The 23749-nt window shown below is 70.8% G+C and carries 25 protein-coding genes; 11 read left to right on the top strand and 14 right to left on the bottom strand.

What is annotated here, in order from left to right; translation table 11 throughout:
* Positions 1-53: 53 nt before the first annotated feature.
* A complete protein-coding gene (locus ABZW18_RS29675) occupies positions 54-428 on the bottom strand; it encodes an RNA polymerase-binding protein RbpA (protein ID WP_356193356.1) in 375 nt (124 codons plus the stop codon).
* A 594-nt stretch (positions 429-1022) separates the two neighbouring features.
* On the bottom strand, positions 1023-1706 hold the full coding sequence (locus tag ABZW18_RS29670) for a hypothetical protein (RefSeq protein WP_356193354.1): 684 nt from the start codon (positions 1704-1706) through the stop codon (positions 1023-1025).
* 100 nt (positions 1707-1806) lie between these two features.
* Between ABZW18_RS29670 and ABZW18_RS29665 the strand changes: the two genes are divergently transcribed.
* Positions 1807-3309, top strand: coding sequence for a PLP-dependent aminotransferase family protein (locus tag ABZW18_RS29665; RefSeq protein WP_356193352.1), 1503 nt, complete (start codon positions 1807-1809; stop codon positions 3307-3309).
* Between the two features lie 494 nt (positions 3310-3803).
* On the opposite strand, the gene ABZW18_RS29660 is transcribed toward ABZW18_RS29665, so the two are convergent.
* Both ABZW18_RS29660 and ABZW18_RS29655 read right to left on the bottom strand, forming a co-directional pair.
* Positions 3804-5357: a hypothetical protein gene (locus ABZW18_RS29660; RefSeq protein ID WP_356193350.1), complete on the bottom strand. Its 1554-nt coding sequence runs from the start codon at positions 5355-5357 to the stop codon at positions 3804-3806.
* Between the two features lie 65 nt (positions 5358-5422).
* Complete coding sequence (locus ABZW18_RS29655; RefSeq protein WP_356193347.1) at positions 5423-5617, bottom strand: hypothetical protein; 195 nt, start codon at positions 5615-5617, stop codon at positions 5423-5425.
* Positions 5618-5873: 256 nt separating this feature from the next.
* On the opposite strand from ABZW18_RS29655, the gene ABZW18_RS29650 reads away from it, so the two are divergent.
* From ABZW18_RS29650 to ABZW18_RS29635, 4 genes are all read left to right on the top strand, one after another.
* Positions 5874-6296 carry an ankyrin repeat domain-containing protein gene (locus ABZW18_RS29650; protein ID WP_356193345.1) on the top strand — a complete coding sequence of 141 codons (423 nt, stop codon included), beginning with the start codon at positions 5874-5876 and terminating at the stop codon, positions 6294-6296.
* A 271-nt stretch (positions 6297-6567) separates the two neighbouring features.
* Entirely contained in the window at positions 6568-7005 is a 438-nt protein-coding gene (locus ABZW18_RS29645) for an SPW repeat protein (protein ID WP_356193342.1), read from the top strand.
* Positions 7006-7477: 472 nt separating this feature from the next.
* The gene (locus ABZW18_RS29640; protein ID WP_356193340.1) at positions 7478-7876 is read left to right on the top strand and encodes a VOC family protein; all 399 of its coding nucleotides are present in this window, start codon (positions 7478-7480) and stop codon (positions 7874-7876) included.
* A 1265-nt stretch (positions 7877-9141) separates the two neighbouring features.
* Positions 9142-9927 (top strand): M23 family metallopeptidase, encoded by a 786-nt coding sequence (locus ABZW18_RS29635; RefSeq protein ID WP_356193338.1) that lies wholly within the window; start codon positions 9142-9144, stop codon positions 9925-9927.
* Positions 9928-10006: 79 nt separating this feature from the next.
* Here ABZW18_RS29635 and ABZW18_RS29630 read toward each other — a convergent pair whose 3' ends face one another.
* The 4 genes from ABZW18_RS29630 to ABZW18_RS29615 all read right to left on the bottom strand — a co-directional run bounded on the left by ABZW18_RS29630 (position 10007) and on the right by ABZW18_RS29615 (position 11791).
* Positions 10007-10432: an OsmC family peroxiredoxin gene (locus ABZW18_RS29630; RefSeq protein WP_356193335.1), complete on the bottom strand. Its 426-nt coding sequence runs from the start codon at positions 10430-10432 to the stop codon at positions 10007-10009.
* Between the two features lie 89 nt (positions 10433-10521).
* Positions 10522-10713 carry a hypothetical protein gene (locus tag ABZW18_RS29625; RefSeq protein WP_356193332.1) on the bottom strand — a complete coding sequence of 64 codons (192 nt, stop codon included), beginning with the start codon at positions 10711-10713 and terminating at the stop codon, positions 10522-10524.
* Between the two features lie 100 nt (positions 10714-10813).
* Positions 10814-11239, bottom strand: a complete 426-nt coding sequence (locus ABZW18_RS29620; protein ID WP_356193330.1) for a hypothetical protein — start codon at positions 11237-11239, stop codon at positions 10814-10816.
* Positions 11240-11305: 66 nt separating this feature from the next.
* Positions 11306-11791 carry a nuclear transport factor 2 family protein gene (locus ABZW18_RS29615; protein WP_356193328.1) on the bottom strand — a complete coding sequence of 162 codons (486 nt, stop codon included), beginning with the start codon at positions 11789-11791 and terminating at the stop codon, positions 11306-11308.
* 515 nt (positions 11792-12306) lie between these two features.
* Between ABZW18_RS29615 and ABZW18_RS29610 the strand changes: the two genes are divergently transcribed.
* Positions 12307-13338, top strand: coding sequence for a rod shape-determining protein (locus tag ABZW18_RS29610; protein WP_356193327.1), 1032 nt, complete (start codon positions 12307-12309; stop codon positions 13336-13338).
* 115 nt (positions 13339-13453) lie between these two features.
* On the top strand, positions 13454-14725 hold the full coding sequence (locus ABZW18_RS29605) for a serine hydrolase (RefSeq protein WP_356193325.1): 1272 nt from the start codon (positions 13454-13456) through the stop codon (positions 14723-14725).
* Positions 14726-14917: 192 nt separating this feature from the next.
* Here the strand turns inward: ABZW18_RS29605 and ABZW18_RS29600 are convergent, their stop codons facing one another.
* The 5 genes from ABZW18_RS29600 to ABZW18_RS29580 all read right to left on the bottom strand — a co-directional run bounded on the left by ABZW18_RS29600 (position 14918) and on the right by ABZW18_RS29580 (position 19368).
* Positions 14918-15466, bottom strand: a complete 549-nt coding sequence (locus ABZW18_RS29600; RefSeq protein WP_356193322.1) for a ferritin-like domain-containing protein — start codon at positions 15464-15466, stop codon at positions 14918-14920.
* Between the two features lie 197 nt (positions 15467-15663).
* A complete protein-coding gene (locus ABZW18_RS29595) occupies positions 15664-15834 on the bottom strand; it encodes a hydrophobic protein (protein WP_356193320.1) in 171 nt (56 codons plus the stop codon).
* 176 nt (positions 15835-16010) lie between these two features.
* Positions 16011-17456: a lipase maturation factor family protein gene (locus ABZW18_RS29590; protein ID WP_356193318.1), complete on the bottom strand. Its 1446-nt coding sequence runs from the start codon at positions 17454-17456 to the stop codon at positions 16011-16013.
* 225 nt (positions 17457-17681) lie between these two features.
* Positions 17682-18458 (bottom strand): ABC transporter ATP-binding protein, encoded by a 777-nt coding sequence (locus ABZW18_RS29585; RefSeq protein WP_356193361.1) that lies wholly within the window; start codon positions 18456-18458, stop codon positions 17682-17684.
* 34 nt (positions 18459-18492) lie between these two features.
* The gene (locus ABZW18_RS29580) at positions 18493-19368 is read right to left on the bottom strand and encodes an ABC transporter permease (protein ID WP_356193315.1); all 876 of its coding nucleotides are present in this window, start codon (positions 19366-19368) and stop codon (positions 18493-18495) included.
* Positions 19369-19517: 149 nt separating this feature from the next.
* Here ABZW18_RS29580 and ABZW18_RS29575 point away from each other — a divergent pair, with 149 nt between their 5' ends.
* Complete coding sequence (locus ABZW18_RS29575; RefSeq protein ID WP_356193313.1) at positions 19518-20237, top strand: TetR/AcrR family transcriptional regulator; 720 nt, start codon at positions 19518-19520, stop codon at positions 20235-20237.
* Positions 20238-20300: 63 nt separating this feature from the next.
* On the opposite strand, the gene ABZW18_RS29570 is transcribed toward ABZW18_RS29575, so the two are convergent.
* Entirely contained in the window at positions 20301-21089 is a 789-nt protein-coding gene (locus ABZW18_RS29570; RefSeq protein WP_356193311.1) for a VOC family protein, read from the bottom strand.
* A gap of 377 nt (positions 21090-21466) precedes the next feature.
* On the opposite strand from ABZW18_RS29570, the gene ABZW18_RS29565 reads away from it, so the two are divergent.
* The 3 genes from ABZW18_RS29565 to ABZW18_RS29555 all read left to right on the top strand — a co-directional run bounded on the left by ABZW18_RS29565 (position 21467) and on the right by ABZW18_RS29555 (position 23615).
* Positions 21467-21916 carry a cyclic nucleotide-binding domain-containing protein gene (locus ABZW18_RS29565; RefSeq protein ID WP_356193309.1) on the top strand — a complete coding sequence of 150 codons (450 nt, stop codon included), beginning with the start codon at positions 21467-21469 and terminating at the stop codon, positions 21914-21916.
* Positions 21917-22085: 169 nt separating this feature from the next.
* Positions 22086-22598, top strand: coding sequence for a DUF402 domain-containing protein (locus ABZW18_RS29560; protein WP_356193307.1), 513 nt, complete (start codon positions 22086-22088; stop codon positions 22596-22598).
* 243 nt (positions 22599-22841) lie between these two features.
* Complete coding sequence (locus tag ABZW18_RS29555; RefSeq protein WP_356193358.1) at positions 22842-23615, top strand: SigB/SigF/SigG family RNA polymerase sigma factor; 774 nt, start codon at positions 22842-22844, stop codon at positions 23613-23615.
* Positions 23616-23749 lie beyond the last annotated feature (134 nt).

Below are 23749 nucleotides of genomic sequence, written 5' to 3'. Positions count from 1 at the left end.
GGGGGGGGGGGGGCCCCCCCCCCCGCGGCGGTGCTGTTGATCTATTCGTCCGCTTACGCGGACTTGCGGTTGTCCCGCGGATGCACGGCAATGTTCATGGCACCGGAGCGCAGAACTGCCAGCCTCTCGGCCAGCACCTCCTCCAGTTCTTCGCGGGTGCGCCGCTCCATGAGCATGTCCCAGTGCGTACGCGCGGGCTTGCCCTTCTTCTCCTCAGGGCCCTCGCCGTCCACCAGGAGTGCCTGGGCGCCGCAGGCCCTGCACTCCCACTCCGGCGGAATTTCCGCCTCTACCGAGAACGGCATCTCAAATCGATGTCCGTTCTGGCATGCGTACTCCACCGCCTGGCGCGGGGCCAGATCGATGCCGCGGTCGGTCTCGTAGCTGGTAACCACGAGTCGCGTGCCGCGGAGAGCTCGCTCACTCATGAATCGTGCCTCCCGGGCTTGTCGCCCACAGGACAGGTGTCGCTGTCGTCGTCATCCGGTGCAACGTCCGGTCGGCGGTGAAGATTCCCGTTCCGGGACAATGCGTCGCCCGTCGTGCCGCCCCTTGTTGTACCCACCAGCGTCCGGTTTGTCACATCTGGCAGCAGATGTCACCCAGCGTTTCCTCTTCTTCAGCGCGCAGTAACGGTCCGTCCGGCAGGTCAAGGGCGTACACTACCGGCCTTCGGCGCAAGACCCTAAATCCGGTCCGATACGAGGTTGCCCGCCGCCGTCACCGCGCCCCGCACCGGCACCCGCGCCGGCAGCGCGAACCCCGCAGCGAAGAACATCATCAGGAGGACGATCGCTTCCCCGGTGGCTCCTGGCGAGCCGGAGGACCGGGCCGAACGTCATCGGCCCAGTCGGCTCGTACCCCGGTCACTCGGCTCGTACGCCAAAAACCGTGCTCGGCCTGCTTTTCCCGCGACACGGATGCGGGAACGGCGACCGCGGAAGCGCCAGTTGGCGCCGCCCACGCACCACCGCGAACCCCTCGGCGCCGGCGCCGCCGTACGCGGGTTCCCGCGCGGCCCGTCATGAGGCCGTCCGCCGGTCGCCACCGGCGTGACCCTCGGCCCGCTCGCCGCGCGCCACCAGCCGGGAATGCTCGCCGTCCCCCGCGGGAATGGCGAAAACCCGCAGGAACAGCTGCGCCAGCGGGCCGATCCCCAGGGCGTACGCCACCGTGCCGACTCCGACCGAGCCGCCCAGCAGGAACCCGGTCGCCAGCACAGAGACCTCGATGCCGGTGCGCACCAGACGGATCGACCGGCCGGTGCGCCGGTGCAGACCGGTCATCAGGCCGTCTCGCGGGCCCGGCCCGAAGCGCGCCGAGATATAGAGCCCGGTCGCCGCGCCGTTCAGCACGATCGCGAAGACCAGCAGCGGAATCCGCAGAGCCGGCCCGTGCGCGTCGGGTGCGAGCGCCAGCGTCGCGTCCATCGCCAGCCCGACCACCACGACATTCGACACCGTGCCCAGTCCCGGCATCTGCCGCAGCGGAATCCACAGCAGCAGCACGACGGCGCCGACGACGATCGACACCACACCGATCGACAGCCCCGAGTGCTCGGACACCCCCTGATGAAACACATCCCACGGGCCGAGGCCCAGCCCGGCCCGCAACTGCAGTCCCGCGCTCACGCCGTACAGCACCAGCCCGGCGTACAGCTGGACGACCCGGCGGGTGAGACGCCGGGGTCCTGGTGATCCGGACAAAGAACCCTCCCCAGTGGTGAAAGTGGCCTGACCCGTGCCACTCTGTGGCGGGGAAGCACCACGCTTCCATGGCCAATTCGGGGAAGGTGGACTGGAGACCATGGGTCAGTGGACTTCAGCAGTCGGCGCCGCGCAACTCGCCCGGCTGCTTCGATCCCAGCATGCGGCAGGACGTGAGACCCCGGTGGGCCGACGGGTGCCCGCCTACCGCGCGCTCGCCGACGGCGTGCGCTTGCTCGTCCTTGAAGGCCGGGTCCCGGTCGCCGCCCGGCTCCCCGCCGAGCGCGAACTCGCCGCCGCACTCGCCCTGAGCCGCACCACCGTCGCCTCCGCGTACGAGTCGTTGCGCACGGAGGGGTTCCTCGAATCGCGGCGCGGGGCGGGCAGTTGGACCGCCGTCCCGGCCGGCAGCCCCCTGCCGACCCGCGGACTCGACCCGCTCCCGCCGGACGCCGCCGAGTCGATGATCGACCTCGGCTGCGCCGCCCTGCCCGCACCGGAGCCCTGGCTCAGCCGGGCCGTGCAGGGCGCCCTGGAGGAGCTGCCGCCGTACGCCCACACCCACGGCGACTACCCGGCCGGGCTCCCGGCGCTGCGCCAGGCCCTCGCCGACCGCTACACCGCCCGCGGCATCCCGACCATGCCCGAGCAGATCATGGTCACCACCGGCGCGATGGGCGCGGTCGCCGCCACCTGTCATCTCTTCGCCGCCCGGGGCGAGCGCGTCGCCGTGGAATCCCCGTCCTACGCCAATGTCCTCCAGCTGATGCGCGAGGCGGGCGCCCGGCTCGTACCGGTCGCCATGGCCGACGGGCTCGGCGGCTGGGACATCCCGGCGTGGCGGCAGGTGCTGCGCGACGCCGCACCGCGCATGGCCTATGTCATGGCCGACTTCCACAACCCCACCGGCGCCCTGGCCACCGAGGAACAGCGTCGGGAGCTCGTGGCAGCCGCCCGCTCCGCCGGTACGGTCCTCGTCGCCGACGAGACCATGTCGGAGCTGCGGCTGGATCCGGACGCCGAAATGCCGCGCCCGGTCTCGGCCTTCGATCCCTCGGGCAGCACCGTCGTCACCGTCGGCTCGGCCAGCAAGGCGTTCTGGGCGGGCCTGCGCATCGGCTGGGTCCGTGCGGCTCCCGATGTGATCCGCAGCCTGGTCGCGGCCCGGGCCTATACCGACCTCGGCTCGCCGGTGCTCGAACAGCTCGCCGTGACCTGGCTGTTGCGCGACGGCGGCTGGGAGGCGGCCGTCGACATCCGCCGGGCGCAGGCGCGGGAGAACCGAGACGCGCTCGTCGCCGCCCTCCGCGGGCACCTGCCCGACTGGGAGTTCAGCGTTCCGCCCGGCGGGCTCACACTGTGGGCCCGCACCGGCGGCCTGTCCGGCTCGCGGATCGCCGAAGCGGGGGAGCGCCTCGGCGTACGTGTCCCCTCCGGCCCCCGGTTCGGCGTGGACGGCGCCTTCGAGGGATTCGTACGGCTGCCCTTCACGGTCGGCGGCGCACTCGCCGAGACAGCGGCCACACGGCTCGCCGCGGCGGCCCGCCTGGTGGAGACCGGAGCACCCGCGGCCTCGGACGCCCCCGGCAGTCTGGTCGCCTGACCTCCCTCCGGGGGCGCGGTGCCGCGCAGTTCGGTACCGCCGGGCAGGCACGAGGCCGGAGTTCACCCGCCCGCAGCGGTGCAGTGCTGCTTCCGCCTGCCGCCCTCCGACGCGACCGCCCGCGCCGCCCCCCGGCCCGATCTCCAACGGCCGTAACGCCCGCCCGGCGAAGGCGTGGGTCACTCACGGAAGCCGGTCTGCACAAGGCGTCCGGCAGGCCGTCGGCGCCCGGTGGACGGGCGCGCGGCGCACGCGAAGGGTCACGCGAAGGAGCATTCCCCGCGGTGCAGAGCTGCTTCCGCGCACCGCCTTCCGATGCGCCCGCCCCGCACCGCCCACCCAGCGTTCGAGCTCCGACGGCCTCCCGGAGGCCGGGCTTCACAGGCCCGGCAGACCGCCGGAGTCCGGTGGGGCGGCGCGCGCAGCGGCAGGCGGAGAGTCACGCGGTGGAGCATCCTCCGGCGACCGGGCGTGGCGGAACGCGCTCGGCGCCGTCAGCCGTCGGCGTGCGCCGCCGCGGGCTGCGCGGGCGGCATGACGATCTGCGTGGGCTCCGGCAGCAGCTCCAAGACGGCTCGCCGTTGGGCCTCGCTCGTCGCGGAGTCGTACGGGTCGGGTGTGGCCGGCACCTGGAGCCGGTGGACCACCCCCGTGCCCAGCCGCGCGTAGCCGCGCCCCGGGGGGATGTCCGGAACCGGTGTGGTGTGCGGCGGCACGCCCAGCACGCCCCGGACCTGCTCCGCGGAGGCCGCTCCGAGGACGACGCGCGCCTGACTGTGCGACCGTACGGTCTCGGTCAGCGCCTCGGCGCAGTCGAACTGGTCGGCGACGACGACCGTGACGCCCGCCGACCGCCCGTGCCGCAGGGGGATCTGCAGCACTTGCTGCGGGTCCGTCCGGCCCTCGGCGCGGGCGAGATGGCTGAGAACGGCCGGGCGGTCGAGGATGATCCACAGCTGTCGGCGGGTGTCCACCGGCGCCAGGCGGCCGTTCCGGCGGGCGCGGTTGGCGGAGATCAGCCGACGCTCGGTCTCGTGAGCCGCCCACTCCAGGGACGCCAGGGCGCCGGTGAGGCCGCACTCGACGGCGAGCACACCGGACCGCCCGGTCAGGAACGCGTACTCACCGGCACTGCTGCCGTCCACCACCAGCACATCGCCGTCATGGTGCAGCGCCTGGAGGGCGATGGAGCGCAGCAGGGTCGTGGTTCCGCTGCCAGGCCGGCCGAGCACCAGCAGATGCGGCTCAGTGGAACGCGGCCCGGTCCGCCACACCACCGGCGGCGCGTCGCGCGCCGTGTTGCCGGCCCTCACCGGGACCGTGCGCTGCACGCCGCCCGCGTCGGTGAAGCCGAGGACCGTCTCGCCGGGTGCGACGACGAAGCGCTGCGCGCAGAGGTCGGTGAGCAGCGCCGTGAGCACGGTCAGGTGGAGTTCGTTGGCCTCCTCCTCCCACTCGAACAAGTACTCCCGTCCGCGCCCGGACTTGGTCTGCAGAAGCTGCTCGATACGTGCCCGGGAGCCGGGCTCGCCGTCGGTGAAGTACGGCGGATAGCGCAGCCGCAACCGGGTGAGCCGCCCGCTGTCGTCGAACTCGTAGTCCGGGAAGGCCTCCTGCCAGTCGCCACCGTGGGCGTACAGCGGGGTGGGGTCGTCGGCCGAGGAGAAGTAGGGCACCAGCGCTTCGTAGAGCACCCGGAGCCGCCCGAGTTCGGCCTCCCCCGGCCCGGTCCCGGCAGGATTGCGGTCATACCCCGCCCAGGCTCCGGCTCCCATCAGCACGATCAGCCCGAGCAGCGGCCCGTACGGCATCAGGACCACCACCGCCAGTCCGGCCGCGGCCGTGAACAGTGCCGGGCCGCGCCGGTCCCTCGGCGTCGCGGACCAGCGTCGCAGCCCGGTGACGGCGAGGCGGCGCAGTCCGCGGCTGATGACGATCAGCGGGTGGAGGACGTCGGTGGCGCTGCCGGCGGCTGTGCGTGCGAAGCGGCGGCCCCGTGCGATGGGCGCACAGGGGGTGAGGATGCGGGGCAGCGGACGCCGGGCCACGTGCTTCTCCTGAGGGTGGTGTGTCGGGGGCGGTTGCCGGATTCAGGCCCTGTCCCGGAGACGGCCTAGAACTTGATTCCGCCCAGCAGGCTCGCCAGGCTCGCGCTGCCGGCCTTGATGCTCGGTGCGAGGGCGGTGCCCGCGAGGAAGAAGCCGAAGAGTGCGCAGGCCACGGCGTGGGAGGCCTTGAGCCCGTCCTTGCGGAAGAAGAGGAAGACGATGATGGCGAGTAGCACGACGCCCGAGATGGACAGAATCATGGGTTTCTCCTGTGGGGGTGGGGACGCTCGCGGTCACCATGAGTTGATACAGCTTCACACCAGGTATCTACGCCGGAAAGGGGGCGAACGGGGGATTTGTCATGGAAATAGCCTCGGTTGGTCCAGCCGGCGACCCGGACGAGTGGCGGCCCCACCGAGTCGGTCCTCGCCGTGGGCGGCCCGGCTGGTGGCGAGGGCGCCGCAGTACGCTGTCGAATCAACCGGACGGCGCGGACTCTGGAAGGCGGATCATCGGATGAGTGCTCCTGAATCAGGAGATGCCGCAGGTCGGGAGGGCCCCGACCCCGAGGTCGTCGAGTTGGCGACCAAGCTCTTCGACCTTGCGCGCAGGGGAGACGCCGCCACGCTCGCCGCCTACGTCGACGCCGGTGTCCCGGCGAACCTCACCAACGACCAGGGCGACTCGCTCGTCATGCTCGCCGCCTACCACGGCCATGCCGGCGCGGTGGAGGCTCTGCTGAGCCGTGGCGCCGACCCCGACCGGGCGAACGACCGCGGCCAGACGCCGCTGGCCGGCGCGGTCTTCAAGGGTGAGGACGAGGTGGTCCGCGCGCTGCTGGCGGGCGGCGCCGACCCTGCGGCGGGCACCCCGTCCGCTGTGGACACGGCCCGCATGTTCGGCAAGGACGAGCTCCTGGAGCAGTTCGGCGGGCGGTGACGGCCCCACGATGGCCGCAAGGGGCGGCCCCCGGAATCCGCGGCTGCCGGCATGTGGGTTCGCGGTCGCGGGGTATGCGCGAGCGCCTCGCCCGGTGTAAGCGGGCGCATGCCATGTCACCTCTTCGTAGGCCGGCGGCGGCCCCGCCCGGAAGTGCAGTTTCCAGCAGAAGTACATCTATCAATAAACCGGCTGAAAGAGCACAATGGTACTGCTCGCCCGATGTCGGGCAGTACGGACAAAAGGGCACGGATTGAAGGAGGCGAGTCGCATGGCCGACCTCTCGCACCGGCCAGGTGATCTTTCGAGTCACCCTGATGTGCATGAAATGCGGGAACGGTACGCCGAGATGCTCCACGGGCGGGGTGCGAGTGCCGTCGAGGGACTGGCGTTCCTCGCCGGTGTGTACTGCGCCATCTCTCCCTGGACGGTGCACTTTTCGGGCGCCCAGCCCGAGCTGACCCTCAACAACCTCGTCCTGGGTATCGCCATCGCCCTGATGGGGATCGGGCTCGCTGCCGCACCGGAGAGGTTGGGTGGTCTGAGCTGGACCATGGCCCTGATGGGCGTCTGGTTGATCATTTCACCATGGGTGGTGACCCGTTTCCCTGACAGCGGGATGATCTGGAACAACGTCGTCATCGGCGCAGTCGTCTGCCTGCTGGGGCTGGTCGCAGCGGGCACGATGAGGCCCCGTCGCGAAACGTGACCCGGCGGGAAGGAGCCGGCCACCCCACCGGTTCTCTCTGCGCCTTCCGGAGCGGCAGCCGGCATCGGCTGCCGCTCACCTATGTGGCGACCCCGGTCCGTTGTGGTGACCCCGGTTCGTCACCGCCGTCCCTCGTCCTGATCCGCGCGGTCCTCCATGCCCGCCGGCAGCCGCGCACACCGCCGCCATCGGCCGAAGGACGGCCGGGTACGGGACGCCCGGACATGGCCGTACGCCGTGTATGCCCGCAGGCGGCGAAGCTCCCGGCACGCGGTTGCCGTGACCGGGGGCGTCGCGGTGGCCTCGGCAGCCCGCCGGGCGCCGAGGACGGGGGCGGCGCGAGGCCGCGTACGTGCGTCGGTGGCGCCCACTGCGCGGCGGTCGCCTCCAGGAGCCGTCCGGACCCCTTGTATTCCCGGAGGACTTCGGTTCGTTCACGCCGCTGCGCCCGTCCGCTGCCTACGCTGCCCCCATGCCACCTCGCATCGACCTCATCGGCCTCGTTGTCTCCGACATGGCCGCATCACTCGCCTTCTACCGGCGGCTCGGCCTGGACATCCCGGCCGGCGCCGACGCCGAGCCGCACGTCGAGGCGTCACTGCCCGGCGGGCTCCGCATCGCCTGGGACACCGTCGACACGATCCGCTCCTTCGATCCGGACTGGACGCCTCCGCAGGGCGGCCACCGCATCGGCCTCGCCTTCGCCTGTGACGACCCCGCCGACGTCGACCGCACGTACGCCGAACTCCTCGCCGCGGGATGCACCGGGCACTTGAAGCCCTGGAACGCCTTCTGGGGCATGCGCTACGCGGCCGTCCTCGACCCCGACGGCAACTCCGTAGACCTCTTCGCGCCGCTGCCCACCGACTGACTGAAGTCACCTACGACAGCGGCTCACCGAGCGGAAGGTCGGCCGAGCCTTCACGGCGCGCGCCACAGGCGCGTGGTTCGCGGACACCGCCACCGCGCCGGGACGAACGGAGTCCCGGCGCGGACCCGCGCCGCCACCCGCATCCGTAGCCCCGGGACTGGCCTGCTGTGTCTTCGGACGTACTCGAGGGCGGTCGGGCGGCCGGTGCGACTCCCCCCGAGCCCGTCCTGCCCGGCGACCGAGGCCACTGGCTCAACCGCCCGCGGGGCGCGCCGCAACCGTCCGGCAGTACCCGCCGCGGTGCCTCGCCCGCCGCAGGCATCCACAGCGCCGTCCCGGAAGCACACTCCGGCAGACCGGGAACACCGCTCCTCCTACGTCTCTGCAGCAGCGCACGCCCGTCGCGGCGGACCTGATCGCCGGTCACGCCGTCCCTCGCTCACCCGTTAGGCGGCGAAGCGCGATCCATTCCATCCGCGCCGCGGGCGGTGGGTGTCACCTGGTGTTTCTAGGCATTGGTGGGATGGGGTGGTGGTCCGTTGGGTGGATGGGGTCGTGGGGTGCGGCGCGTGCGCTTGACGGTGTGTCGGGTTGGGATGGGTGGCGTGGGCGCGGGGATGGCAGCGGGCGGCGAGGTTCCGCATCCGTGCCGGAGGAGTTCTTGATGGGTATGGGATCGCGTTTCGTAGCGGCGGGTGTTCTGGCTGTGGCGGTGGTGGGCGGCCCGGTGTCGGCGGCTGTGGGTGATCCGCAGCAGCGGGGGTCTTTGACCGTGACCCCGTCGAGGCCGAGTGCGGGAGCCCATGTGACGTTGGTTCAGAGGGGCGGGTGCGAGGCGAGGGAGGTGACGGCGACGTCTCCGGGGCTGGAGGGGAGGGTGACGCTGCGGGATACGGGGCGTTCGCACTTTGTGGGGTCGGGGAAGGTCGTGTCGGACGCCCGAGTGGGCCAGCGGTTTCGGGTGACGACGCGTTGTCCGCGGGGCGGGGAGTCCGTGGAGGGTGAGTTCACGGTGGGGCGGTCTGCTCCCACGGGTGGTTCGGCTGCTGGGGAGGGCGGGGGTGTTGCCGGGATGAATTCCACGACGGTTGCCGCGGGTAGCGCGTTGCTGGCCGCGGCCGCGGCAGCTTCCGTCCTCGCCATCCGCCGCCGGAACAGCGGCAACTCCTGAACCACCGCGGTCACGGCCCGCTCCGCCGATCCGGACGGCCCGGTCGTGCCCGTACACGAGCGCAGAACCTGACGCCGTACGGAAAGGACACCCTGTGAGTTCGGAAGACATACCCCGAGGACACCACCCCGTCCCGCACCGCCGACTGGTCCGGCACCTGCTGGGCGGCAGCCTCGTAGGGGTGCTGGGCATCGTCCCCGCCACGGCCACCGCCTGGGCGTGGGACGGGGAGCAGCCCCCGGCACAGCAGATCGGTACCGACACCCGCCACTACGGCCTGCCCCTCCAGGACGACGGCCCATGGGAGCCGGAACCGGTGGAGGCATACGAGAAGCAATCCGAGGAGCAGCCCGAGGAGCAGCCCGAGGATTTGGCCGCGAGCGGGATCGAGGAGGTGTCCGCGGAGGGCCCTGATGCCGGGGCCGCGGAGGGGACCGAGCCTCAGTTCGAAGAGGGGCCTCTCGAGCGCTCGCCGGATTCCTGGTCCAGTCCCGTACGGACCGCGGACGTATCGGCCCCCTACGGAATCCCTGGCGAGTGGATCGCCGGACACCACACCGGCATTGACTTTGCCGTGCCGGTCGGCACCCCGGTGCGCGCCGTCGGCTCGGGTACGGTCCACCGCGTCGGCTCGGGTGGTGACTACGGCGAGATGGTGATCGTGCAGATGGACGACGGGCGCTACGCGCTCTTCGCCCACCTCTCGGAGATCTTTGTCAGCAAGGGAGAGCGCGTCACGACCGGGGACTTGCTCGGATACTCGGGCAACACCGGGCGATCCAGTGGTCCGCATCTGCACTTCGAGGTGCGCGAGACCCCCGAGTACGGATCCGACATCGACCCGGTGTCCTATCTGGCCGACAAGGGCGTCAGCCTCTGACCGGGGACCTGCCCTCGGCTCTCCCGACGACAGCGCCGCCTCCCGGACCACCGGGCGGCGGCGCTGTCGTCTCCGGCGGTCAGGCCAGCTTGGCGGTGAGCGTGATGGTCGTGCCGGTGAGGGCCTGGCTCACCGGGCAGTTCGCCTTCGCGTCCTCGGCGGCCGCGTTGAAGGCGGCCTCGTCCAGCCCTGGCACCCGTCCATGCACCGTGAGGTGAATCCCGGTGATGCCGGTCCCCGGCTGGAAGGTGACCTCGGCCTGCGTCTGCAGCTGTGTCGGGGGAGTGCCGGCCTTGGCGAGGCCGTTGGACAGAGCCATCGAGAAGCAGCTGGAGTGGGCCGCGGCGATCAACTCCTCGGGACTGGTCTTCCCATTGGCCTGCTCGGCGCGCGAGGGCCAGGAAACGGGGTAGTCCCCGATCCCGGAGGAGTCGAAGGTGACGGTGCCCGTCCCCTCGAGCAGATTGCCCTCCCAGACCGTGTGCGCGATGCGCGTCGTGGCCACGATGAATCCCTCCTGTGTACGAATGACGTCACCCCGATCGTCCGCCCCCACAGGGCCGAACGGGTTCCCGACGCGCCGTACGACCGTTCTCAGCGGCCCGGCCAGGGCGGGCGGCGCACCAGGCTGATCCATTCATTGTCGTAGCGCCCGGGCACCGCTCTGCCCGCGGACGTCCAGCGTTCGACCATGGCCGTATAGATCGGCGCGTCAGCCGACGGGGGTTCCTCTGCTTCCGGCCCGCCCAGCGGCCTGCGCCGCCCCGCGACCGGTCGAAGTTGCACTGCTGTCACAGTCAACCAACGCCTCGCCGACGCCTGCGGTCACCTTCCCGGCCCGCTACTCACCCGCACCGGCGCCGCCTCGTACACACCATCGAAGCATCTAGCCGTCCGGGGCCCTTCCCGTGGTGACGGTGAACACCACGCCGGCGCTGGGCGGACTGTCCTCGAGGCTCTGCCCGGGGTCCAGGACCGGCCCCGGGCTCCCGCCGCAGCCTGGTGAGGGCTGGAGCTGGGCCCGCAGCTCACTGTTGTTGCGGAAAGCGGTCGCCGCCGCCGCGCCTGGGCCGGCGAGCGGATAGCAGATCCCGGCGCGTGGGGTGTCGATGGACTCGGTGAGCGCGCCGTCGCCGTAGTCGAAGGACAGCGGCCGGGCAGTCGGTGCGGGCGCCGGTGACGCGGGCTCGGGTACGGCTCGCGGGCCGGGTGCCCCGGAGTCGGTGGGCTCGGCCATCCGGGCAGCTGTGAGCGCGGCTCCGAGCACCCCGACGGCCGCGGCCAAGGACATACATCGGTTCTTCGCACTCATATGACGATCTATCGGCATGCTGCCGACGGGCGCAACCGGTGAGCGGGCGGACGGACCGGTGCACCGTCAGCCGGGCTGCGAGTGCCCTTCCGTCGGCGTGCGGCGCCACTTCTCCTGCGCGACGATCTCCCGCACCCGCCATCCGTCATCCGTGCGCTGCAGCGTGAAGGTGTACCGGCCGCCGGTGTGGAAGTCCGGGCCTCCCGGCTGCTCGGCCCCGGGGCCGTCCAACCGCATCGGGTTGATGTAGTCCGCCCGAAGTACCGCATTGTCCCCGGCGGACCCGTCCGGGCTCTCGATCCGCACCTGCCGGTTGACGATCAGATGCTGGCGGACGGGGAACGGCCGCATCTTCTCCTCCAGCCATCCCGAGACCTCGGCGGCGGCGCCCGCGATTCCTCCGGAGGAGCGGTAGTCGGCGCGCCCGTCCGGGGTGAACAGGGCTCGATAGGCCGGCCAGTCGCCGTCGTCGACGGCCCTCGCGTAACCGGTGATCAGTTCGTCGATGGCCAGCCGGTCCAGCAGACCCGTGAGCTCCGTGCGCTGCGTCATGCGATCAGTGTCGGGCAGCGGGCGCCCCGGCCCAAGGGGCAGGCGGGCATCACCTGAAAGACATGACGGGTGTTCATCGGGTGATAGGGCCACCGCGCCCGCTCGAAGGGGCTCGGCCCCGGGGGTATGCCGACAGCGGTGTGCCTTTCCGGCCGGATGGGCTGGAGGAGGACAGGCGCTGTCCGCGGGGTCATGACCGTTGCTCGCTGCGGGTAGTGCGTTGCAGGCCGCGGCACCTTCCGTCCTTGCCGCCCGCCGCCGCTCCCGGCAGAACTGAGGGGGCGGCCGAAACGTCGGGAACGGCAACCGAGCAGAAGCGGGCTCCCGGACCGAAAGGGTCCGGGGCCCCGGCTTGTTGCCCGGGGAGGTGCCTCCTTTGCCGAGGGGCTGGACGGCGGATACGACAAGCGGATCGTCGCACTCTTTCGAGGTAGTGCCGAGGGTGGTGCGCGTGGCGCGCGCTCGCGGGAGGCGGAGCCTGGACGCAGAAGACCGTCCGTGGTGAAAGGAATCCCATGCCTCTGTCCCAGGCTCTCGGCGCCACGCACCTGGCAGTTGACCTCGGTACGTCCTCCACCCGGATGCGCGGCCCCCGTGGCGCCTCCTTCGACGGGGCGTCCGCGCTGGCCGTCGACACCCGTAGCGGCAAGGTCGTCGCCGTCGGCGATGCCGCCAAATGCATGGCGGGCCGTACGCCGCCGGCCATCGAGACCATTGCGCCCATCCGGCGTGGCGTGATCACCGACTTCGACGCCGCCACCCGGCTGCTGTGGCACGCCCTCGGCCGGCAGCACCGCGGACGCATGCGCTCCTGGCTGCCGCCCCGGGTCGTGGCGGGCGTACCCGCCCAGGCCACCGAGGTGCAGAGGCGGGCCGTCGAGGAGGCCTTCCAATTCGCCGGGGCCCGCTCGGTCCATCTGCTCCCCAAGGCGACGCTGGCCGCCATCGGCGCCGGGGTGCCGGTCTGGGACGCCACCGGCACGATGGTCGTCGACATCGGCGCCGGTACGACCGAAGTCGCCGCCTTCGCCTTCGGCAACATGGTGGCCGCGGCGTCCACGCCCGTCGCGGGTGACGCCTTCGGGGCCGCACTGGGCGGTCATCTGCAGCGGGAGCACACCCTGGCCCTCAGCGCTGAGGCCGCCGAGGCGGCGAAGATCAGCCTCAGCCTGGCGGCGGCCGCAGGGCAGGACGCCTGCCTGCCGGTGCGTGGCCGGGACCGTATCAGCGACCTGCCGAAGACCGCGATCATGTCGGTCGGCGAGCTGATGCCGGTCGTCGCACCGGAGATCAAGAAGATCGCCGCCACGGTGGCCGGCGTCATCGCGCACTGCCCCGCGAGCGTGGCGGACGACATCGTCGGCCGCGGCCTGGTACTCACCGGCGGCGGGGCGCTCCTCGGCGGTCTGGCCGAGCAGCTCGGCCGGACGGTGGGCATGGCCATCCACCTCGTCGACTCCCCGCTGACAACGGTCGTCGACGGAGCCGTCCGGTGCGTGGCCGATTCCGCGCCCTCCGGCGAACAGCCCCTTCTGGCTCCCATGTGACCGACAGAGCGTCAGATACGAGGTATCGCACCTGATCTGACGTCGCGTCGGACGTCGCCCACGGATGGAGCAGGAACTCGCGGCACCGGTCGCGGACCGTTCCTACGGTGCAGATATGGACACAAAGCCTGGACTGAACACGCGCATCGGCGCAGCCGCCGCCATCGCCGGATGTCTGGTGGTCATCTGCCCCGCCGCGCCCGCGTACGCGGACGGCGAGGGACAGCGCCACGCCCCGCCGCCCGCCGCGGCCGGCGGACCGCGGCTGGGACGCCCGGGGGTGCAGGTGCTGCCGCAACCGGGCGCGCCCAAGCTCCCCCAAGGGCTCTCCGCCCGGTCGTGGATGATCTCCGACGCGCGTACGGGGCGGGTTCTCGCGGCCAAGGATGCGCACCGGCAGCTCCCCCCGGCGAGCACGCTGAAGACCCTGTTCGCGGTGACCGTGCTGCCGAAGCTGCCGCCGAAGGAACTGCGTACGGTGAGTGAGGCCGATCTCGCCGGAGTCGGCGCGGGCAGTTCCCAGGTCGGCGTACGGCCCGGGAAGAGATACACGGTCGCCGATCTGTGGCGGGGGGTCTTCCTCAGCTCCGGCAACGACGCCGTACACGCGCTGGCCGCGATGAACGGTTCGATGCCCGCGACGATCGCTCAGATGCGGGCCAAGGCGCAGGCGCTGGGGGCCAACGACACCCGGGTGGTCTCCGCCGACGGCTACGACGCGCCGGGCCAGGTCTCCTCGGCGTACGACCTGAGCCTGTTCGCCCGCGCAGGCTTGGCCGACGCCGACTTCGCCCGCTATTGCTCCACCGCCATGGCACGGTTCCCCAACGGCAGGACGGCCGACGGCAAGGAGAAGGGATCCTTCCGGATTCAGAACACCAACCGCCTTCTGGTCGGCGCGCCGGGCGTCAATCCGTACCGCGGGCTGATCGGGGTGAAGAACGGCTACACCAGCCGAGCGGGCAACACCCTCGTCGTGGCGGCCCGGCGCGGCGGTCGCACGCTGGTCGCCACGGTGATGAATCCGCAGTCCGGGACGTACAACGCCGTTTACCACGAGGCCCGCTCACTGCTCGACTGGGGCTTCGCGGCCGCCGGCAAGGTCACCGCTGTCGGGTACCTGCACGCCCCCCGGGGCACGGTCGCGCCGCTCGGGTTCCATGCCCCACAGCGGGCCGCCGGGCCGCTGCGTGAGGTGCATCCGACCCGTACGTCCGCAGCGCCGGACCGTACGCCTCCGGTCGCGGAGCGTGCGACGGCGGCCGTGGCCGTAGCGCACGGCTCCCCGGCCACGGGCTGGCTCGCGGCCGGGGCCGGCTCGCTGATCCTGTGCGGCTCGGCTGCGGTCCTGCACCGCCGCAGGCGCGCTCTCCGCCGCCGGGGGTGATGAGGAGCCTCGGCGGTATCCGCGTCACGAAGGCGGCATCCGCATCGAGGGCGGCATCCGCATAGGGAGCAGCGGCGGCGGGGGCGAAGGGTGTTGGAGGGAGCGTGCTCCGGCACGGACGGCACGGGCGGCACGCCGTTCGGGCGTCCGACTCGTCCGACCTCGTATCTCGTACGCGCCGCCGGGCGGTGCTCAGACTCCTGGCTTGTCGCGCGGAATCCGCTCCAGCAGGGCCCGCATGTCGTCCGCGTGCTCCTCCTCCTGCGCCAGCAGCTCCTCGAAGATACGGCGGGTGGTGGGGTCGCCGTTGCCGATCCACTGGGCGATCTCGGTGTAGGCGGCGATCGCGACGCGCTCCGCCACCAGATCCTCCTTGATCATTTCGATCAGATCGGGGCTCGCACCGTACTCGGCGTGGGCCCGCCGGGTCAGGGTGTCGGGGTTGAAGTCCGGTTCACCGCCGAGCTGGACGATGCGCTGTGCCAGCTTGTCGGCGTGCGCCTCCTCCTGCTGGGCGTGCTCGAGGAACTCTGCCGCGACCGGCTCGGAGTACAGGCCCGTGGCGGTGAAGTAGTGCCGCTTGTAGCGCAGCGTGCAGACGATCTCGGTGGCCAGAGCCTCGTTGAGCACCAGGATGACGCGGTCCAGATCGGCGCCGTACGCGTCCGTCACCGGCCCCTTGTCGATCTCCAGGCGCGCCCGGCTCCTGATGGTCTCGATGTCGGTGAGGAACTCCGCCATGTCGTACAACCGCCTTTCTCCGTCCAGGGAATCGCCGTGCTTGCGGGTACCCGGTGGGCCGGAGAAGCACGCTCCTGTCGGTGCGGTTCAGCCGGCCGGCCGTACCCGCCCCATGCCGAGCCGGCGGAGGGCCCGGACGTACAGGACCGGCCCCCGGCCGGAAACCGGGAGCCGGTCGGGACGGCGGGCAGCCGTCGTCACCAGCGGTACCAGCGGCTCCTGCGGCCGCCGGTCGCCGCGGGACGGATCAGGAATCCGAGGAGCCATACCGCCGGCACGATGACGGCGATCCACCACAGCGCCTCGAGCGCGAAACCGGCGCCGAAGAGAACCAGGGCGAGAAGCAGAACGAGTAGCAGGGGGACCATGGCCATCAACCTCCGGTCATCCGGTTGCCCCCGAGGTGGCGATCATGCGACGGGATTCCTGGTTCGTGTCCCGGAAGTGGGCGGGGTGCTCGATGGCGTGGTGCGAGCGCCCGAACGGCCTGTGAGGTTCGGGCCATCGCATGACGCGTGAGTAATACGGGACAACCGCTACGGGCCTACCGGGAGCTGCGGTAGGGCTTCTCCAGAGCCACCGGATTGAGGTACTCGCCCACCAGGGTCCGGTGCCACCAGGCCCCGGTCTCGCGCAGCTCCGCCGGAGTGGTGAAGCGGTACTCGTAGACCCGGGCGCGGATGTGGGTGGGCGGCGCGCCGGGGAAGGGGTTGGAGCGCAGCAGCTTGAGCGTGGCGCGGTCGTTCTCCAGCAGCCGCTCGACGAACGGCAGGAACCAGGACCCGGAGTAGGCCGGGGACAGCGCCGCGAACCACATCATCCAGTCAAGCCGCAGATGGTACGGGGCCACCTGGGGCGGCAGCCGCTTCGTATCCCCCGGCTTGCCCTTGAACCCGTACTCCCGCCACACGGTGTCCCGGGTGAGCTCCGGCTCGTCGGTCCCCTCGACGGCCACCTCCCGGCGGGTCCGGCTGATGCTGCCGAACGCCCCGTAGGTGTTGACCAGGTGGAGCGGATTGAAGGAGCGGTTCATCTGCTGCTGCCGGGAGAGCAGATTGCGCGCGGGCCAGTAGCTCAGCACCAGGACCAGGGCGGTGGCCGCGATCACCACCACCTCGAACCAGACGGGGGCGGCGGCGAGGTCGGGCGGTTCGGGCAGCGGCAGCAGGTCGGCCGCCAGGGAGCCGTCGAGCGCGGGGAGGGCGAGCACGATCGTCAGCCAGTTCAGCCACGCGAAGTTGCCGGATGCGACCAGCCACAGCTGGGTGAGGATGATGGCGGCCGCGGCGATGCTCGCCACCGGCTGCGGGGTGAACAGCGCCACCGGGACGACGAGCTGGGCGACATGGTTGGCGGCGGTCTCCACGCGGTGCAGCGGCCTTGGCAGATGGTGGAAGAACCAGCTCAGCGGGCCCGGCATCGGCTGGGTCTCATGGTGGTAGTAGAGGCAGGTCAGATCGCGCCAACAGCGGTCTCCGCGCACCTTGATCAGGCCCGCTCCGAACTCGACGCGGAACAGCAGCCAGCGCAGCAGCCACAGCACGAGGACGGGGGGCGCGGTGCGTTCGTTCCCCAGGAAGACGGCGAGAAAGCCGGCCTCCAGCAGCAGGGACTCCCATCCGAAGCTGTACCAGGTCTGGCCGACGTTGACGACCGACAGATAGAGCAGCCACAGGGCCGCCCACATCAGCATGGAGGCCCACAGCGGAACCGCGTCGGCGGCGCCCGCCAGCACGGCGGCGGAGAGGGCGGCGCCGGTCCACGCGACGGCGGCGAAGAACCGGTCGGAGTAGTGGAAGTGGAAGATGCTGGGTGACCGACGGAACGGGACCTGTCCGACGAAGTGCGGCACCGGGAGCATCCCGCGCTCACCGATCAGCGCACGGAACTGGTTGACGGCCGCCAGAAAGGCGATCAGATATACGGCGGCCAGGGCCCGCTGGAAGACCAGTCGGCTCAGCCAGTAGTCGGAATCCGTGAACCACTCCATGCCGGCTGCTCCCGGGACGCCGTCTTCCGATGGGTCCTCATCCCTACCACCCGTACCCGTGTGGCGGAATTCCAGCGTGCCGGGGTAGTCGTGGTTCATCCGCTCGGCGGCTGCTGTGTGCGGATCGCAGCCCTGAGGGTTCAGGCTACGTACCTGAGCTTCCGTACCTGAGCTTCCGTAGCCCAGCCTCCGGACCCGAACCTCCGGCCTTCGGCCCTCGCGACCTCAGCCGTCGGACGTGGATTTCTCGTACGCCTTGAGGACCTCGTCCGTACCACCGTCCATGACGAGTTCGCCCTTCTCCAGCCACAGCACGCGGTCGCAGGTGTCCCGGACCGACTTGATGTTGTGACTGACCAGGAAGACGGTCCCCGCCTCCTTGCGCAGCTCCCGGATCCGCTCCTCGGACCGCTTCTGGAATTTCCGGTCGCCGGTGGCCAGGGCCTCGTCGATCATCAGCACGTCGTGGTCCTTGGCCGCCGCGATCGAGAAGCGCAGCCTGGCCGCCATTCCCGAGGAGTACGTCCGCATCGGCAGCGAGATGAAATCCCCCTTCTCATTGATCCCCGAGAATTCCACGATCTGCTGGTACCTCTCCTGGATGTCCTCGCGCGACATTCCCATCGCCAGCCCGCCCAGGATCACATTCCGCTCACCGGTCAGATCGTTCAGCAGCGCCGCGTTCACGCCCAGCAGCGACGGCTGACCGTCGGTGTAGACCGCGCCTCGTTCCGGGGGCAGCAATCCCGCGATGGCCCGCAGCAGGGTGGTCTTTCCGGACCCGTTCGAGCCGATCAGCCCGATCGCCTCGCCCCGGTATGCGGTGAAGGTCACCCCCTTGACGGCGTGCACCTCCCGCACGTGCGACGAATCCCCGCGTCCGACGATCCGCGACAGCGCGGCCGTCGCACTGCCTTTTCCGCGGGGCCCGCCGTGCACTCGGTAGACAATGTGCAGATCGTCCGCGATCACCGTGGGAATGAGCTCCGCGCCCGCCCCCAGGTCCGCAGGACCCCTGTCCTCCGACCCGTTGTCCTCAGCCACGGCCGTAGGTCTCCTCCGCCTTCCAGAAATACACGAATCCGCCGGTGCCGATCACCAGCGCCCAGCCCGCCGCCAGCGCCCACACATGTGGCGGCAGCGTTCCGGATTCCCGGAAACTGTCGATCAGAGCGAACCGCATCAGATCGATGTATACCGCCGCGGGATTCACCTCCAACAGCCACCGTACGAATCCGGGGAAGTGCCGGTTCCCGGTGACGCTGCCGAGGCTGTACATCACGCCCGACGCGTACATCCAGGTGCGCAGGACGAACGGCATCAGCTGCGCCATGTCCGGCACCCTGCTGCCGAGCCGGGCCATCACCATCGCCAGACCCGTGTTGAACAGGCACTGCAGCAGCAGTGCGGGCGCCGCCAGCAGCCACTCCCAGCGTGGCACCTCGCCCCACGCCAGCACGATCGCGACCAGCACGCCCAGGGAGTAGAGCAGTTGTTGCACCTGCATGAGACAGAACGCGACCGGGAGCGAGGCCCGTGGGAAGTGCAGGGCCCGCACCAGCCCCAGATTCCCGGAGATCGCCCGGGTGCCCGCCAGGACGGAGCTCTGCGTGAAGGTGAAGACGAACACCCCGGTCACCAGGAACGGGACGAAGTCGTCCACACCGTGCCGCGTGTCGAGCAGCAGACCGAAGATCAAGTAGTAGACCGCCGCGTTCAGCAGCGGTGTCGCCACCTGCCACAGCTGGCCCAGCCTGGCCCGGCTGTACTGGGCGTGCAGCTTCGCCACCGAGAAGGCGATGACGAAATGCCGCCGTCCCCACAGCCTGCGGACGTACTCCGCGAGACCGGGCCGGGCGCCGCTCACCGACAGGCCGTACTGCGCGGCCAGCGCCGCGGGGGAGGGGTTCATCCGGGCTCCTGAGAACGAAAGGTCGAGAGCAGGGGAGAGCAATACGGTCCAGTGAACGACGGAACGCAACCGTTTCGTCGTAACGCGAACGTAGAGCAGATTGACGACGGGACGCAACCGTCCCGTCGTATCCCCGGTAGGGTGGCCGCATGCCAACAGCCGACAAGCCGCTCCCACGCCGCCCCCCTGCCGGGGCGGCCGTGCTGCAGGAAGACGTCACAGCGGCGATCCGGGCCGCGGTCTTCCAGGAGCTCGCCGCGGCCGGCTACGGGCGCCTGTCCATCGAGGCCGTGGCCCGGCGCGCCGGAGTCGGCAAGACGGCCGTGTACCGCCGCTGGCCATCGAAGCTGCAGATGGTGATCGAGGTGGTGTCGGCCGTCGCCGTCCAGGACGCGCCCGCTCCCGACACCGGTACCCTCCACGGCGATCTGCGGGCGCTGCTGGAATCGACGGCGCAGGCCCTGCGGCATCCGCTGGCCTCGCAGATCGTCCCCGACCTGCTGGCCGAGGCGGCCCGCAACGCCGACATCGCACAGACCCTCCGGGCATCGCTCAGCCAGATCCAGGAGAGCGTCGGCGAAGAGATCATCCGTAATGCCGCCACGCGTGGCGAACTCCCCGCGGAGACCGACACACGGTTCGCGCTGGATGTGGTCATCGGCCCGCTCTACTGGCGCCTGGCCGTGGTGCGCGGCCCGCTGCCTCCCGGCTATCTCGACGACCTCGCGCGCACCGCCGCGGCCGCCCTGTCGGCAGGCGTCCAAGGGTCCGTTGCGAATCCGGCGCCGTCCGCCCGGAGGGCGGGGTCCGCGGCGCCCGGTGCGTGTGATCGCAAGGCGGTGGGGGTGCCCCCGGACGGAGTTCGGTGAGGTCCGTCCTCGTCCTGGGCGTACTCGGACGAGCCCGACAACCCGGCTGGGGGCACCCCCCTGCTACCGCTGGGGGTACCCCCACCCTGCCGAAGGGTGGGGGAGTGCGTGCCGGACGTCGCGGGCCAGGCGAGACTCTTGAAATACGCCCTGGACCCGCAGCTCCCCGAGACGCGTGAGGTCGTCGTGCACCGACTCCCGCTCCTCGGCGGTGAGCTGGACCTCGGCAGCCTTGGCGAGCGCAGCCGTCGCAGTCTCTTCGTCACCGAGGCGCCCGGCGACATCCGCACGCAGTACCAGGAGGCGAAGCAGCTGCACGGGCGTGGGCCGCTTGTCCTCACGACGCAGGACCCGGTCGAGGATCTTCGCGGCTCCCGCCGGGTCATCCTTCGAGTCCGCGAAGAGGGACGCGTGGTGCAGGGCCCGGGTGAAGGCTTCCTTGGGCGCGGGCCGGTGGTGCAGGTCCTCGCTCATCTGCTGCCCGATGCGGATGCAGTTGCCGCCCGGATCGGTCATGAGGAACTGCCGCATGCCGTGCGACGTGTCCTTCAGCGGCCCGATGCGCGGCAATCCGCGGGTCGGGACTCTCCCGTACCTTGCTTTGAGTCCGGCCCGGAAGACCTCGTGCAGTGCGTCGACGTCATCAGTCCGGATGTAGCACGTGCTGTACGACTCGACCGGTTCGTAGTGCTTCATCCCGAAGAACTGGAGCTGGATGCCGCCGCGTTCGACGGCCGCGTACGGATTGGGGCTCGTCTGCTGGAACGTCGCATCGAACCCGAGGGCGGTGTAGAAGTCGAGAACGGGCTGGATGGTGCGGCACGGCAGGATCGGAATGGTCTTCTCGCTCATGCCAACGATTCTAGTCAAATTTGATTAGATGGTGGAGAGGTTTGGCGGCGATCCGACTGATGGGCCTCGACCTCGGTCAGCAGGGGCGGGCGAAAGGTTGCCGGATGGGCAACGGCATGGAGTGCTGAGCCGCTCATGAGCGGTCGCACGGCCGAGATCCACATTCGCAACGGGCTTGGCCGGCCTGCCCCGCGGACCGTTGCGGGATGGCCCCCGGGCGGCGCGACCTGCGACGTATTCCGGGCTCGGGATGCCGGGGGTGGGCGATCGTGGGTCAAATGGAGTAATACCAGGAGTACGTCGACTGGAATTTTCCCAGGACCACGTCGACCCGGCGACGCCTGGGCAGGGCGTCCAAGGCGAGGAGGCTCTCGGCCATGACTGCTGCGCCCCGGATACTGCGGGCCCTGCCGAGGGGCGTCCGCGATCGTCTGATGGAGTTGGCCCACGAGGTGTCCTTCCCCCAGGACGCACGGATCTTCGAGGAGGGAGGGGCCGCGAGGGAATTCTGGATCATACGCTCGGGCGCGGTCACCCTCGACCTGCAACTGGCCGACCGGCGGGCCGCGACCGTCGCCACCCTCGGCCCCGGCGACCTGCTCGGCTGGTCGTGGCTGTTCCCGCCGTACGAGTGGGACTTCGGGGCCGAGGCGCTGAGCCCGGTCCGGGCCTACGCCTTCGACGGGGACGAAGTGCGGGCGCTGTGCGAGGAGGACACCGCGCTCGGCGTCGTGGTGATGCGGACCGTCGCGGAGATCCTCGCCCAGCGGCTGCAGGCATCCCGGACCCGGCTGCTCGAGCTGTCGCCGCCGTACACCACGGCGTGACGGTCGGCCCCCTTTCCGCCCTGCCTTCGACCGCACTCACCCTTCGGAAATGAGTGGCGCCCGCACCGGACGGTGAGCGACGGTGGAGTCCGCCCGGCGACGCAGCCCTCCCGAGGGCGGGACACGCCACGGCCTGCCGATTTCCCTTCGCGCACGAGGTGAGGACTGCATGAGCGGGACGGACGTCACCCGAACGCTGACTCCGGGCGACGACATCACCGTGCGGCTGGTCAAGGGGCCGCGCGGCGACGTCCGGTACCCGGCGGTGGTGAACCGCGACGACGGCACGCATGTCGTGGTGCGCGCCCCGTGGGCCGGTGCTCGGACGCGTGACTTCGGGTTCGTCCGTTTCGAACAGGGTGACGTCTTCACCGAGCACTACTGGCGTGATCGCTGGTACTCCGTCAAAGAGGTACGCGATCCGGGCGGCCGGCTGAAGGGCTGGTACTGCGATGTCACGCGGCCCACTCTGGTGGAGCGGGCCGGGCTCGTCGTCGAGGACCTGGATCTGGATCTGTGGGTCTCCGCCGACCGGGCGGCGATCCTGCGCCTGGACGAGGACGAGTTCCTGGAGAGCGGTCTCGAGGACCGTGACCCGCACGCGGCGGCCCAGGCCCGCCAGGCTCTCGACGACCTCGAACGCCTCGCCCGCCGGGACGGCTTCGCCGCGCTCCTCGCCTGAGCGCAGTCACCTCGGCGAGGCCGGCCGGCACGCATCACCCATCGCGTACAGATCACGCATCGGCAGGTGTGCACACGTCGGTTGCGGGTAGACGCGTTTCGGTTCAGCGACGCGGTACGGCATGGGGAGGGACACGTGGACACCGCGACATCCACAGGTTCGGCCAAACGTTCGCCCAGTGATTTCTCGCAAGCGGCCGTGCTGTCGGTCGGAGCTCTGCCGCGGGCCGGTGACGCGGCCCGGATGGCTGCCGGGGACGCCCGTGCTCTGTCGAAGAACCTCCTCGACCGCCTGGCTGCCCTGGAGGAGGGGACGTACGAGTACCAGTACGTGCGCAACACCCTCATCGAACTCAATCTGTCCCTGGTCCGGTTCGCGGCCGCCCGCTTCCGCAACCGCTCCGACGAGATGGAGGACATCGTCCAGGTCGGCACGATCGGTCTCATCAAAGCGATCGACCGCTTCGACCTGTCGCGCGAAGTGGAGTTCGCGACCTTCGCCGTGCCGTACATCGTCGGCGAGATCAAAAGGTTCTTCCGCGACACCAGCTGGTCGGTGCACGTGCCGCGGCGCCTGCAGGAGCTCCGTCTGTCGCTGGCCAAGGCGACCGACGAGATGGCGCGCACCCTGGGCCGGGCTCCGACGACCGCCGAGCTGGCCGAGCACCTTGGCCTGAGCACCGAGGACATCATCGAGGGCATCGTCGCGAGCAACGGCTACAGCGCCACCTCCCTCGACGTCCCGGTCGACGAGAGCGCCGAGAACGGCGGCGGTACGTACGCGGACCGTGTCGGCGGCATCGACCCGGCCATGGAGGCCGTGGAGAACCGGCATGCGCTCCAGCCGCTCATCGAGGAACTGAGCCCGCGGGACCGGAAGATCCTCTCGATGCGTTTCGGCGAGGAGATGACGCAGGCGGAGATCGGCGCCGAACTCGGTATCTCCCAGATGCACGTCTCACGGCTGCTGTCGCGGCTGCTGGCACGGCTGCGCACCGGTCTCCTCGCCCAGCAGTAGATCCGTACACGCAGGTCCGTACGCCCGGGTCAGATCCGTACGCCCGGGTTCGTACGCCGGGTTCCCACGCCCGGGCTCATGGACCCGGGGCGCAGTACGTGCGAGCACGGCTGTGCCCCCTGGGGGCGGCCGGT

Origin of the sequence: Streptomyces sp. NPDC004647, from assembly GCF_040609575.1 — a bacterium.
GTDB lineage: Bacteria > Actinomycetota > Actinomycetes > Streptomycetales > Streptomycetaceae > Streptomyces.
The sequence above is the reverse complement of the archived record's forward strand: the minus strand, read 5'-3'. Positions and strand labels throughout refer to the sequence as shown.

Excerpts from the sequence above, each read along its gene's own strand:
- ABZW18_RS29675 (WP_356193356.1), bottom strand. The coding sequence starts at position 428 with ATGAGTGAGCGAGCTCTCCGCGGCACGCGACTCGTGGTTACCAGCTAC.
- ABZW18_RS29665 (WP_356193352.1), top strand. The coding sequence starts at position 1,807 with ATGGGTCAGTGGACTTCAGCAGTCGGCGCCGCGCAACTCGCCCGGCTG.
- ABZW18_RS29655 (WP_356193347.1), bottom strand. The coding sequence starts at position 5,617 with ATGATTCTGTCCATCTCGGGCGTCGTGCTACTCGCCATCATCGTCTTC.
- ABZW18_RS29650 (WP_356193345.1), top strand. The coding sequence starts at position 5,874 with ATGAGTGCTCCTGAATCAGGAGATGCCGCAGGTCGGGAGGGCCCCGAC.
- ABZW18_RS29645 (WP_356193342.1), top strand. The coding sequence starts at position 6,568 with ATGGCCGACCTCTCGCACCGGCCAGGTGATCTTTCGAGTCACCCTGAT.
- ABZW18_RS29640 (WP_356193340.1), top strand. The coding sequence starts at position 7,478 with ATGCCACCTCGCATCGACCTCATCGGCCTCGTTGTCTCCGACATGGCC.
- ABZW18_RS29620 (WP_356193330.1), bottom strand. The coding sequence starts at position 11,239 with ATGAGTGCGAAGAACCGATGTATGTCCTTGGCCGCGGCCGTCGGGGTG.
- ABZW18_RS29615 (WP_356193328.1), bottom strand. The coding sequence starts at position 11,791 with ATGACGCAGCGCACGGAGCTCACGGGTCTGCTGGACCGGCTGGCCATC.
- ABZW18_RS29610 (WP_356193327.1), top strand. The coding sequence starts at position 12,307 with ATGCCTCTGTCCCAGGCTCTCGGCGCCACGCACCTGGCAGTTGACCTC.
- ABZW18_RS29605 (WP_356193325.1), top strand. The coding sequence starts at position 13,454 with ATGGACACAAAGCCTGGACTGAACACGCGCATCGGCGCAGCCGCCGCC.
- ABZW18_RS29600 (WP_356193322.1), bottom strand. The coding sequence starts at position 15,466 with ATGGCGGAGTTCCTCACCGACATCGAGACCATCAGGAGCCGGGCGCGC.
- ABZW18_RS29595 (WP_356193320.1), bottom strand. The coding sequence starts at position 15,834 with ATGGTCCCCCTGCTACTCGTTCTGCTTCTCGCCCTGGTTCTCTTCGGC.
- ABZW18_RS29590 (WP_356193318.1), bottom strand. The coding sequence starts at position 17,456 with ATGGAGTGGTTCACGGATTCCGACTACTGGCTGAGCCGACTGGTCTTC.
- ABZW18_RS29580 (WP_356193315.1), bottom strand. The coding sequence starts at position 19,368 with ATGAACCCCTCCCCCGCGGCGCTGGCCGCGCAGTACGGCCTGTCGGTG.
- ABZW18_RS29575 (WP_356193313.1), top strand. The coding sequence starts at position 19,518 with ATGCCAACAGCCGACAAGCCGCTCCCACGCCGCCCCCCTGCCGGGGCG.
- ABZW18_RS29570 (WP_356193311.1), bottom strand. The coding sequence starts at position 21,089 with ATGAGCGAGAAGACCATTCCGATCCTGCCGTGCCGCACCATCCAGCCC.
- ABZW18_RS29565 (WP_356193309.1), top strand. The coding sequence starts at position 21,467 with ATGACTGCTGCGCCCCGGATACTGCGGGCCCTGCCGAGGGGCGTCCGC.
- ABZW18_RS29560 (WP_356193307.1), top strand. The coding sequence starts at position 22,086 with ATGAGCGGGACGGACGTCACCCGAACGCTGACTCCGGGCGACGACATC.
- ABZW18_RS29555 (WP_356193358.1), top strand. The coding sequence starts at position 22,842 with ATGGCTGCCGGGGACGCCCGTGCTCTGTCGAAGAACCTCCTCGACCGC.